The sequence below is a fragment of the Methylobacterium sp. Leaf117 genome (assembly GCF_001422985.1).
Lineage (GTDB): Bacteria > Pseudomonadota > Alphaproteobacteria > Rhizobiales > Beijerinckiaceae > Methylobacterium.
The window spans coordinates 1-11437 of the sequence record NZ_LMNL01000021.1; the positions used below are offsets into that span (position 1 = coordinate 1).

Annotated in this window: 8 protein-coding genes; 3 read left to right on the forward strand and 5 right to left on the reverse strand. The window is 69.4% G+C overall.

Annotated elements, in window-relative coordinates; genetic code table 11:
* Positions 1-529 precede the first annotated feature (529 nt).
* The gene (locus ASF57_RS11375; RefSeq protein WP_056483335.1) at positions 530-1393 is read left to right on the forward strand and encodes a transporter; all 864 of its coding nucleotides are present in this window, start codon (positions 530-532) and stop codon (positions 1391-1393) included.
* 31 nt (positions 1394-1424) lie between these two features.
* On the opposite strand, the gene ASF57_RS11380 is transcribed toward ASF57_RS11375, so the two are convergent.
* On the reverse strand, positions 1425-2693 hold the full coding sequence (locus tag ASF57_RS11380; RefSeq protein WP_162241561.1) for an EAL domain-containing protein: 1269 nt from the start codon (positions 2691-2693) through the stop codon (positions 1425-1427).
* A 203-nt stretch (positions 2694-2896) separates the two neighbouring features.
* Between ASF57_RS11380 and ASF57_RS11385 the strand changes: the two genes are divergently transcribed.
* Positions 2897-5071 (forward strand): adenylate/guanylate cyclase domain-containing protein, encoded by a 2175-nt coding sequence (locus ASF57_RS11385; protein ID WP_162241562.1) that lies wholly within the window; start codon positions 2897-2899, stop codon positions 5069-5071.
* 21 nt (positions 5072-5092) lie between these two features.
* On the opposite strand, the gene ASF57_RS11390 is transcribed toward ASF57_RS11385, so the two are convergent.
* From ASF57_RS11390 to pyk, 3 genes are all read right to left on the reverse strand, one after another.
* Complete coding sequence (locus ASF57_RS11390; RefSeq protein ID WP_244476909.1) at positions 5093-5491, reverse strand: DUF3307 domain-containing protein; 399 nt, start codon at positions 5489-5491, stop codon at positions 5093-5095.
* Between the two features lie 113 nt (positions 5492-5604).
* On the reverse strand, positions 5605-6294 hold the full coding sequence (locus ASF57_RS11395; protein ID WP_156376102.1) for a FecR family protein: 690 nt from the start codon (positions 6292-6294) through the stop codon (positions 5605-5607).
* 318 nt (positions 6295-6612) lie between these two features.
* Positions 6613-8034, reverse strand: coding sequence for a pyruvate kinase (pyk, locus tag ASF57_RS11400; protein ID WP_056483344.1), 1422 nt, complete (start codon positions 8032-8034; stop codon positions 6613-6615).
* 479 nt (positions 8035-8513) lie between these two features.
* Between pyk and ASF57_RS11405 the strand changes: the two genes are divergently transcribed.
* Positions 8514-9533 carry a PAS domain-containing protein gene (locus ASF57_RS11405; RefSeq protein WP_056180134.1) on the forward strand — a complete coding sequence of 340 codons (1020 nt, stop codon included), beginning with the start codon at positions 8514-8516 and terminating at the stop codon, positions 9531-9533.
* Positions 9534-9578: 45 nt separating this feature from the next.
* Here ASF57_RS11405 and ASF57_RS11410 read toward each other — a convergent pair whose 3' ends face one another.
* Entirely contained in the window at positions 9579-10997 is a 1419-nt protein-coding gene (locus tag ASF57_RS11410) for a phosphatase PAP2 family protein (RefSeq protein WP_056483346.1), read from the reverse strand.
* Between the last annotated feature and the right edge of the window lie 440 nt (positions 10998-11437).

The window sequence follows — 11437 nt, forward strand, 5'->3', positions numbered from 1 at the left end:
TTTCTCTGCGTCTGAAACCAATATAGGGATCGTCTTTCCGCCATGACGTGCGACCAGGCACGTGGAGAGCCGGATTAAATCGCAGCCCAAGCCCAGCAAGATCTCGAGCCCAGCAAGATCTCGAGCCAAGCAAGATCTCAAGCCAAGCAAGATCTCGGCTGCTCCTTCCCGGCATCTGGTATACATTATCCAGAGTATCGCCGGCGCCGGGGCGCGGCGATGCCCGGTCGTTCTGCCGGAGAGCTCACTTGTGTCGGAAAACCGACCCTGGCCCAACGCCAGGGCAAGCGCGGCCGTTTCGACGGATGAAATCCGGACGGCCGTTCGTCTGAACAGCGTACGCCTGGCCGCCACGGCACCATCCCCGGGTGTCGTCCCGCGTTGCGGCCAGCAACGGGAGACAGGCGTGAATCGCAGCCCATCCAAGGTTAATCCCGCACCCGAGACCCGCGAACATCTCAGAGCTCCCCAGACATCGAAGGCCGGCGCTGTTCCGAAAGTCCGGGCGGCCGCAGCGTTCCTGTCGCTGATGGGCCGCCTGCCGGGCGGCATCGCCCTGCTGATCCTCGGTGACGCGCCCGCGATGGCGGGCTCCGCCGCCCAGCCGGGCCAGACCGTCGGCCTGCCGGCCGGGGCGCAGCTCCCGGTCGGGCTCTACTTCGTCAACACCTCGAGCTTCGGCGTCCGCAACACCCGACCGTTGGATTCGGAATCCAACGTCAACCTGCCGGCCTTCGTCTGGGCGACGCCCTGGAGCCTGTTCGGCGCCCGCCTCAACCTCATCGCGATCCAGCCCGTCGTCGCCGCGAGCCCACGCGGCACGCCCTATCAGAGCGGCATCGGCCAGCCGCTGCTCGCCGGCCAGCTCGCCTGGGACCTCGGCAACCATGTCGGGGTGAGCTACCTGTTCGGCGGATACCTGCCGATCGACACCCGCTTCCTGACGCAGAACGCGTCCTTCACCCACCGCTTCGCCGCGAGCTACACCGGCGACGGGCTGAACCTAACGGCCAACCTGCTCTACGGCATCTTCATCGACCCGATCTCGCCGCAGAAATCCGTGTATCCCGACTATCTCAACCTCGATCTCACCGCGACGAAGAAGTTCGGCAAATGGGAGATCGGGCCGGTGGCCTTCGCGTCGACCGATCTGCCGACCCGGTTTCCCGGCTATCGCCGCCAGGGGCAGATCGCGGTGGGCGGGCTCGTCGGATACAATTTCGGGCCGGTGAACCTGCAGGCCTACGTCACGCGGGACGTGGCGGAGCGCAATTACGGTGGGCGCGAGACGCGCGGATGGCTCCGGGTCATCGTGCCGATCTACAAGGAGAGCACCAACGCGGCGGCCCCGTCCATTCCGTTGACGGGCCCGGCTCGGATCGCCCGCCAGTAGTCCTCTCCCGCCCTGGGGGCGCCCCCTCCGGTCAGGCGGTCAGCCGCAGCCCGGAGGGAGTGGCGGCCGGTGCGGGCCAGGTTGCGATGGCGGTCAGGGCGCCCGCCAGGGCGGTGGGCCGGCCGAAATGGTAGCCCTGGCCGAAGGCACAGCCCATCTGGCCGAGGAGGTCGGCCTCGGCCGCCTGCTCGATCCCCTCCGCCACCACCGAGACCGCGAGGTCGTCGGCCAGCCGCAGGATGGTCTGGACGATGCCCCGGCTGGTCTGGTCGGCCAGGAGCGTGCGCACGAAGGCGCGGTCGATCTTCAGGGTCGTGACCGGCAGGGTGCTCAGATAGCTCAGGGACGAGTAGCCGGTGCCGAAATCGTCGATCGCGATGCCGACGCCGGCCCGGCGGCACTCGGCGAGGGTGGCGGCGGCGCGTTCGGGGTTGTCCATCAGCATGCTCTCGGTCACCTCGATCTTGAGGTTGCCGGGGGCGATCCGCGAACTTTCGAGAAACTGAGCGATCATCTCCGGGAACGAGGCGCCGGCGAGGTCCCGGCCCGAGACGTTGACGGTCATGAACAGCGGCCCGTCGAGCGCCTGCGGGTTGCGGAGTGCGGCGTCCATCAGGTCGGGGAAGACACGCCCGACCTCCGCGAAGGCGTGTGCCGTCAGGTCGCCGATCAGTCCGGACGCCTCGGCCGCCGGAATGAACTCGACGGGCGGAACCAGTCCCCGGGTCGGATGGTGCCAGCGCATCAGCGCCTCGAAGCCGGCGAGCCGGCGCGAGGGCAGGCGGACGATCGGTTGGAAGAACAGTTCGAACTCGCCGTTGCGCAGGCCGGCGCGGATCTCGCTCTCCAGCGACAGGGTGCCGAGGGCCGCCGCGAAGGTCTCGGCTGCCACCGGCTCGCCGCTCTGCAGCGTCGGTGGCCCCGCCCCTCGCATCTGCTCGAGCATGCCCACGGTCTCGCGGTAGCGCGCCAGCACGACGCCGAGGCACATGCGCAGGATCGGGTCGGTCTGGGCGATGCGATGGGCGAGCTGTTCCTCGGTGATGACGACGAGCCGGCTGTCCTCCAGGGCCCGCACCGTGGCCGAGCGCGGCTGGTGGTCGAGAATCGCCATCTCGCCGACGATCTCGCCGGGGCCGCGATGGGATAGGACGAGGTCGCCGTCCGGGCGTTCCAGGACGACCTCCAGGCGGCCGCTGACGATCAGATAGGCGGCATCGCCGACGTCGCCGGCCGAGAACAGGCGCGCGCCTGCGGGCAGGACGTACTGATCCAGGGACGAGGAGAGCGAACTCGGCACGGATGAGATCCAGTTCGGGCGCAGTTCCGGCCCGAGCGCCACGCTGCCGAGTCGAGGTTAAGAGCAGGCGAACGGCGACGCCTTTCCGGGCGCACCCTCGCCCTATCCTTAACGGGATCTCAGGACCGCCGCGCGATACTGGTTCCGCGATGCCGCTGCGCCCGGCGCCCCCGAACACCGTCTTGCGCCGAGACCGCCTTCCGATGCTCCTGTCACGACGCCTGATTCCGGTGGTCGCGGGCCTCGCCCTCGTGCTGGCGCTCGTCGCCCTACGGCTGGCCGCGCCGGCGGCGTTCGAGCGCCCGCGCCAGGCCGCCTTCGACAGCGTCCAGCGGCTGAGCCCCCGGACCAGTGCGGGCGCCGCGATCCGGGTCGTGGATATCGACGAGGAGAGCCTGAAGCGGCATGGCCAATGGCCCTGGCCCCGTTACCAGGTGGCGGAACTCGTCGCCGCCCTGCAGGACCTGGAGGCCGGGGCGATCGCCCTCGACATGGTCTTTGCCGAAGCGGACCGGACCTCGCCGGCACGGCTGGTGCCCGACTGGACCCGGCGCTTCGGCTTCCGCGCCGCCGATCCCGAAGCCGCCCTGCCCGACCACGATGCCGCCCTGGCGGCGGTGTTCGCACGCGGCCGCGTCGTCGCCGGCTTCGCGCTGACCCGGGAGCCGGAGGCGGGGGGCGCGACCCTGCTGACGTTGCGCGGGTCCGGAGAGGCGGAGGAGGCCGCTGCGCTTCGCGGTCCCGGCTTCGCCGTCATCGGCGGCGACCCGAGGCTGACGGTGCCGCGCTTCACCGGGCTGATCCCCAATCTTCCGGACCTCGATGCGGCCGCGGCCGGGCATGGCAGCTTCAGCATCGCGGCGGGCAGCGACGAGATCATCCGGCGCCTGCCGCTGCTGGCGGTGATCGGCGACCGCCTCGTGCCGGCCCTGGCGCTTGAAGCCCTGCGGGTGATGCAGGACGAAGCCACGATCAAGGTGCGGGCCGAGCGCGACGGCGCGACCCTGACCGGCTATACCCTCCGGGTCGGCGAGGTTGATCTGGCGGTCGATGCCACCGGCGCCCTGGCCCTGCACTTCCCCGAGGCGCGGACGACGCCGACGATCCCGGCCTGGCGCCTGCTCGATCCCGATGGGCGCGCCGCCTTGAAGTCCGAGATCCAGGGTCGGGCGGTGTTCGTGGGCACCAGTGCGGTCGGCCTGTCCGACCTGCGGCCGACGCCGATGACCCCGTTCGAGCCGGGCGTGAACCTGCACGCCATGGCGCTGGATCAGGTGCTGTCGGGCCAGGCCCTGAGCCGCCCGGCCTGGGCGCCGGGTGCCGAGATCGTGGCCGCCACCCTGCTCGGCCTCGGGGCGGCGCTGGCCTGCGGCTTCGGCAGCCTGCGCGGCGCGGGGCTGGGAACCGCCCTGCTGGCACCGGTTCCGGCCTTCGCCGCCGTGGCTTTGTTCGCACGGGCGGGCCTGCTGATCGATCCGATCCTGCCCACCCTCGGCCTGCTGGCCGGCCATGCGGGCGGAAGCCTCGCCCGCTATGCCGGCTCGGAGCGCGCCGCGATGCGCCTGCGCTCGGCCTTCACCCACTACCTCTCGCCCGATCTGGTGGCGGTGCTGGCGAGCGACCCCGGACGGCTCAAGCTCGGCGGCGAAAGCCGGGAGATGACGTTCCTGTTCACCGACCTGGAGGGCTTCACGGCAATGACCGAGGCGGCCGGCGCCGAGGCTTTGGTCAACCTGCTCAATGCCTATCTCGACGGGATGTGCTCGATCGCGATGGCGCATGGCGGCACGGTGGACAAGATCGTGGGCGACGCGGTCCACGTCATGTTCAACGCGCCCCTCGATCAACCCGACCATGCCGCGCGGGCGGTCGCCTGTGCGCTGGCCCTCGACGCCTTCGCGGAAGCCTTCCGGGCGGATCGCCGCGCCGAGGGCGTGCCGTTCGGCGCCACCCGCATCGGCGTCAACACCGGCCGCGCCGTGGTCGGCAATTTCGGCGGCACGCGGCGCTTCGACTACACGGCGCACGGCGACGCCATCAACGTTGCGGCCCGGCTGGAAGCGGCCAACAAGGTGCTGGGCACCCGGATCTGCATCGCCCGCACCACCTGCGACGGGGTTACCGGCACCGCCTTCCGTCCGGTCGGCATCCTGATGCTGAAGGGCAAGTCCGTAGGGGTGGAGGTGTTCGAGCCGATGTCGCGCAACGACGCCGCGCTCACCGCCTATCGCGAGGCCTTCGGGCGCCTGGTGACGGGGGACGAGGGCGGCGCCGAAACGCTGCTGCGCCTGCACGCGGACAACCCGAAAGACCCGATCCTGGCGCTGCATGCCCGCCGCATCCGTGCCGGGGAGCGCTCGGTCCGCATGGCGGCCTGAGGGGCCTGGCAGCGAGAGCCGTCAGCCGAGAACGAGCAGCACCACCAGGGCGATGTTGGTGACCTGGTGCAGGAACTGGTCGAAGCCCATCAGCCACCAGAAGCGCGGATCGGTCATGGCGAAGCGGGTGCGGTGGGCCACCAGGGTCTTGCCCCGGTCGATCAGGCCGTGGACGACGAAATCCAGGAGCGCCAGCCACCACAGGGACGGCCGATAGAGCACGGCGATCGCCAGGGTTCCGAGGCCGTGCATCCCCGCATGGGCGGCCAGCGGCAGCGCCCAGCCGGCCACCCGCTCCTTGCCGCGGGCCATCCAATCGGTCTGTCCGACGAAGTCGATCAGGTAATGCTTGGCCGCCATCGCGATCAGCAGTGCGGCGAGCGTCGACAGGGGGACGGGCGTGTCGAGGGCCTGCAGCACGGCGATCTCCAGGGGGCGAGCGGACCGGGACCGCGACCGGGGCTCGCGCGCCCCGATCGGCCGGACCGTAGCGGAATCGGCAGGGATTCCCAACGGTCCGGCGGGGGATGGCCTCAGCGGTTCAGCGAGGGCCGGAACCGTGCCTGTTCGTCGATCGTGATGGTGGCGACGGCCCGCTTGGTCCGGTCTTCGGGCCAGGGCGCCGCCGCCTCGGGCGCCCGGCCGCCATACACCATGGTGCCCTGGCCCTTGCGCATCAGGACGCTGCCCTTGCGGGTCTTGAGCACCACCTCGCCGTCGAGGACCAGCACGCCGTAGCCGCCGTCGATGGCGCCGCCCCAGACCGTGGTTCCCCGCACCCCGAGGGTGCCGACGGCGGTCTTGATCGCGACGTTGCCGCCGGTCGGCCCCTCGATCTTGCCGCCCACGAACAGGAAGGCGCCCCGCGCCACCGAGAGGGCGAGTTGACCGCCCTGGGAGCCGGGCTTGTAGACGAAGTCGTCCACCGTGATCTTGCCGTGCTCGCCGAGGGTGAGGACGGTGTCGTCCGCCAGCTTGGCTTCGAGGCGGGAGCGGGCTCCGGTGCGGATCACGTCCTTGAAGTAGACCGGCCCCTGCGGAGCCATGTCGCGCGCCTGGCCGCCCTGCTGGGCCACCGCCTGCTGGTCCACCTTGGTGACCATGCCGATCGGCTGCGGCCCGGCGCCCTGGGGGGCCGCGTCCGCGGGCCCGGCGCCGGCGGCCGCAAGCGCGGCGCCCGCCCAGATCAGGGACGAAAGCGCCCCGGTTCGTCTCAGTGTCACGATCTCGATCCCCACGGGCGTTGCGGTGCCGGTCCTGCAAGCCGACAGGCAACGCTAGCGGCCCGCGCTTAAGGTCTGGCTAAAAGCGGTGGGCCGTACAGTCTTGCGACAAAATTAATCCGCGCCGTACACGCGGAATTGATCCCGTACGCTTTCGGACAAACGATCTAGCCATACCCTCTACGGTTGCGCCCTGCCGGACGACCTTGCCATCATTATCGCCGAACCTGGGCTGATCCGCTTCCTTCTGGGCACCAGGACCGCTCAAGAGGACGGTACCTCTCAGAAGGACGAGACCTCTCAGAAGGACGAGACCTCTCAGGAGGATGCGACTTGGGCGACGCGGATGTTGTTGGTCGTCCCCGCCACCGCGAAGGGGATGCCCGCCGTGATGACGACCAGCGCGTTCGGCCGGGCGAAACCTTCCTCCACCGCGTGAGCCAGCGCGTTCGCCACCATGTCCTCGTACGACTCGACCTCGTTTGAGCGCAGGCTGTGCGCGCCCCATAGCAGGCAGAGCCGGCGCGAGGTGCCGAGATCCGGCGTGAGGGCCAGGATCGGCACTTCCGGCCGCTTGCGGGCGATGCGGGCGGCGGTGGTGCCGCTCAAGGTGTAGGCCACGATGGCGGCCGCCCCGACCGCGTCGGCGAGGGTCGCGGTGGCGGTGGCGACCGCGTGGGGCGGGGTCTCCTCCTCGCCCGGATCGGAGGCGGTGATCAGCGAGCGGTAGAGCTTGTGCGTCTCGGTGCGGTGGATGATGCGGGCCATCATGGCCACGGTCTCCACCGGAAACTGCCCGGTGGCGGATTCGGCCGAGAGCATCACCGCGTCGGCCCCGTCGTAGATCGCGGTCGCGACGTCGGAGGCCTCGGCCCGGGTCGGCGTCGGAGCCGACACCATCGAGTCGAGCATCTGCGTCGCCACGATGACGGGCTTCACCGCGAGGCGGCAGGCCCTGATCAGTTCCTTCTGGCGCCCCGGCACGTCCTCGTGCGGGATCTCCACGCCAAGGTCGCCGCGCGCCACCATCACGGCGTCCGACAGGCGGATGATGTCGTCGATCCGCTCCAGCGCCTGGGGCTTCTCGACTTTGGTCATCACGCCGGCGCGGTCGCCGATCAGGCCCCGCGCCTCGATCAGGTCGGCGGGCTTCTGCACGAAGGAGAGCGCGACCCAGTCCATCCCGAGGTCGAGCCCGAAGGCGAGGTCGGCCCGGTCCTTGGCGGTCAGGGGCGAAAGGTCGAGCAGGGTGCCGGGCAGGTTGACGCCCTTGCGGTTCGAGATCGTGCCGCCGATCACAACCTCGGCGTCGATGCTGTCGGCGGTGAGGCCGGTGACGCGGACCCGGACGCGCCCGTCATCGATGAGGAGGTCCTGGCCCGGCGCCACCGCGGCGAAGATCTCGGGATGCGGCAGGGGGATCGCGGTCCGGTCGCCCTCGGCGCCGTCGCGGACGAAACGGATCGTCTCTCCCGGCGCCACGTCGAGGCGCCCGCCCGCCAGGGTGCCGACGCGGATCTTCGGGCCCTGGAGGTCCTGCAGGATGCCGATGGGCCGCGCGACCGCCCGCTCCAGGTCACGGATCGCCGCGTGGACCCGGGCGTGATCGTCCTGCGTCCCATGGCTGAAGTTCAGCCGGAAGGTGTCGACGCCGGCCAGGAACAGCCGGTGCAGCATCTCCGGCGACGACGAGGCGGGGCCGACGGTGGCGACGATCTTGGCATGGCGGTTGCGGCGCATGGTTGCCACGGCCGGGGACGGCCGCCTCCCTGGGATCGAGATCGCGGATGCAGCACCGCAGGCTTGCGGCCGGCTGCCTCTCCGTCCGGACCCGCGCGGGCGCGGAGCGGGCCGGGCGTCGATGGGCCGGACCCTATCGCACGCATCCGGCCCGGTAAACGCCGACCGCCCTCAGCGGGTCGAACCTGCATAAAATATAAAATGATCGAAAATGGCTGGCTTGGCGCCTGCGATGCCGATTTCCCCAGACATTGACCGACGTTTTATTGGCGTCCGCGCGCATGATTTCTTGGCGCATGATCGACGAAAAAACAGGTTTGTTTCAGTATACTCGCGTACAGAAAAACCGCCTAAAATTCGAATTTACTGTGAAGCTTTGGCATAATCACAGGTTGTATCTCGCTAGACTTGTTTGATATTATCGGTATCGCTACCGGTTATTGAGATCAACGTAATGGTTGCCCAAGGTTATTTTTGGCATGGACGTCGACGATCTCAGTTTCTCGTCCGCTCAGTTTCTGAATCTGATCGAGAGCCAGGGGGTCAACGGCACCTGGGGCTGGCGCTTCGCCGACAACCAGCACGTCTGGTCTCCGGGCCTGTTCCGCGTCCTCGGCCTCGACCCGCAGACCACCCGGCCGAGCTACGATCGTCTGGTCAGCCTGATCCATCCGCAGGACCGGGATACGGTGGAGACCGGCGTCGACCTGCTTCATGGCGTGACGCTCGGCCATCAGACCTTCCGGATTCGTCGTCCGGACAATGCGATCCGCGTGCTGTCGTCCCGGATCGAGATCTATCTCACCCCGGACGGGCGCCCACGCGGGGCGGCCGGGGTCGTGCTGGACGTGACGCATCAGGAGATCCTGCGGGAGGCGCGCATGGCCGAGCAGCGCCGGCGCCGCGCCTGGTACGACGACCAGCAGATCCTGACGTTCTTCAGCGATCCAACCCACATGTTTTCCGTACAGGACGAATTTACCGACCTGACCGGACTTCCGCCGGACGAAATCACGGCCGATCCCTACGTGACCATCGCGGCCGAGGAACGCGAGCGCACGCGGACCGAGACTTTCGAGGCGCTGCGGATCGGGCGGGCTCACCGGGTGACGCCCCTGATCCGCGTCGCTCGCCACAATCACGTGCGATTCGAGAGCTTCATCGTGCCGATCCGCGATCCCGGCGGGGATGTTCGGGAATGGGCCGGCATCACCCGGCCGATGGGCTCGAAGGCCTCTCCGGCCACCGAACTCCTTCTGGAGGGGCTCGAACAGGCCATCGACGGGCGCCATCTGCGCGCCGCCCGCGCCCTGCTGGACTGGTCGATGACCGACTTCGCCCAGGCCGCCGGCCTCTCGCTCTCGACCGTCAAGCGCATGGAGGAGAACGTCGACGGTACCGCCCTGCAATCCCGGTACAAGGCGGTGGCGACCCTGCGCCGCTTCGGCATCCGCTTCTCCCTGATGGAGGGCGGAGTCATCGGCATCGCACTCGCTTGAGCGCGGTGCCCCGCCCCCGGCCGGTACGCCGTCCGATGCCCGGATTCAGGGCGACGCGGGAGCCTGCCCCTGCCGGGTCGCCGCCAGGGCCGCGGCCTTGCCGGCGGCGGCATAGAGGTTGAGGCGCACATAGACGCCGAATTCCGAGCCGTCGTCGAGGAAGCCGCCGCCCGGCCCCTGCGTGTCGGTCAGGATGGCGTTGGCCTCCGTGAGATTGAGCGACGGGAACGCCGCCGTGAGGAGATACCCGGCTTCCGGCGCGCGCCGACCCACATCCTCGACCGTCTTGGCGCGTTGCGGATACACGACCGGCAGGCCGTAGGTCTGGGTCGCCTCGTAGAACGCCGCGTTGGCGGCGGGATCGCGGAAGCGGCCGGTATCGGCGGCCGCGCAGGCGGCGACGGTGCCGCCGCACCGATCGCGGAGGAACGCCGTCAGGTCGGCGCGGGCGGCCCGGAGGGCGGCCGGATAATCGGCGACGGCGACACCCTCCTTGGTGGCCGTGCTCATCGCGTTGATCACCGCCGGGTTCCGCCGGATCTGGCCGGTATAGGCCGGATCGTTGGCGAGCAGGTGTGCGACCGCGTGCAGGGCGGTGGCGCGGCCGCCCAGCACGTCCATGGCATAATGCGCGCCGATGACGATGCGGTGGGTGCCGTACTCGGCGGCGCGCGTGATCATCTGCTGGTAGCGCTCGGGCACCAGGATCGCGAGGACCAGGGATTCGGTGTAGCCGTAGGTGGTGTGGCCGCTCGGGTATGACGGGCTGTCGATCAGGTTCATGCCCGGTCCCCTGAGCCAGTCCAGGCTGTGGGAGGCCCGGCCGAAATAGTCGGTGCCCCGATAGGCGAAGAGCTGCGGCAGGGTCTGGAAGGGGCGGGCGTTGCCATGCGTGTTGGAGCCCGGCGTCCCGGCCGGGCGGCCATAGGCCTTGCCGAACACGTCGGTGGTGCCGCCGATCTCGGTCAGGATGGACGAAGCGGCGGCCGAGACGGAGTCCTTGCCGTTGGTGGTCGCATTGGCGAAGAAGTACTTGCCGGCGTTCGAATCCGACTTGGCGACGCTGTTGGTGTAGCCGAGGAGGTCGGCGACGGACGGCGCCACATTGGTGAACGTGGCCGGGCCGGTGTAGCGGGCCGTGTCCTGATACAGGGCGCCCAGTGTGCTGCCGAGGCCGTCGGCCAGCTCCGTCGCGTTTCCGTCGGTGATGAAGGAATCCCGCAAGGCGAACTGGCGTTGCTCGGCCAGAGGCAGGAGTCGCAGAGCCGGGACTCCGCCCTCCTGAATGGCGCCCGTGACCCGGAGATTCGCCGCGAGGGCGGCTTGCCCCTCGGCGCCGCCCCCCAGGGCGCTGACGGGCGCGAGGCCGCGCAACGCGGCGAGGTTCGGTGCCGATTGCGCGACGGCCGGAACCGGTGCCGCGAGACAGAGGGCCATCGTCCAACAGCTCAGTCGTTTCGACATGGTGGTCGCTCCAGTGAGGCGCGGTCGCCGGCGCCGGCGCCGGCGCCAAGAAGCTCAGGTTGCACCCGATGTCCAGATGCACGCTGCGGCAAGCCTGTGCGTCCACGGAAATCGGCCGCTCGCTCGATCCTGGATGATCGGCACGCGAAGATTCTGCGCGCGAAGTGCCCGTACCACGGGGGCGTCCCGACACCGGTGAGACCGACCGGCAGATCGATCGGCGGACCGACGGGAAAGGGCCGCCCCCCCGGCGCCAGCGATACTTTGGATAATGTATACCAAATGCCGGGAAGGAGCAGCCGAGATCTTGCTCGGCTTGAGATCTTGCTGGGCTTGAGATTTTGCTGGGCTTGGGCTGCGATTTAATCCGGCTCTCCACGTGCCTGGTCGCACGTCATGGCGGAAAGACGATCCCTATATTGGTTTCAGACGCAGAGAAA

Bases quoted from the DNA above. Each gene is read 5' to 3' on its own strand.
- ASF57_RS11405 (WP_056180134.1), top strand. From the start codon at position 8,514: ATGGACGTCGACGATCTCAGTTTCTCGTCCGCTCAGTTTCTGAATCTG.
- ASF57_RS11410 (WP_056483346.1), bottom strand. From the start codon at position 10,997: ATGTCGAAACGACTGAGCTGTTGGACGATGGCCCTCTGTCTCGCGGCA.
- ASF57_RS11385 (WP_162241562.1), top strand. From the start codon at position 2,897: ATGCTCCTGTCACGACGCCTGATTCCGGTGGTCGCGGGCCTCGCCCTC.
- ASF57_RS11375 (WP_056483335.1), top strand. From the start codon at position 530: ATGGGCCGCCTGCCGGGCGGCATCGCCCTGCTGATCCTCGGTGACGCG.
- pyk (WP_056483344.1), bottom strand. From the start codon at position 8,034: ATGCGCCGCAACCGCCATGCCAAGATCGTCGCCACCGTCGGCCCCGCC.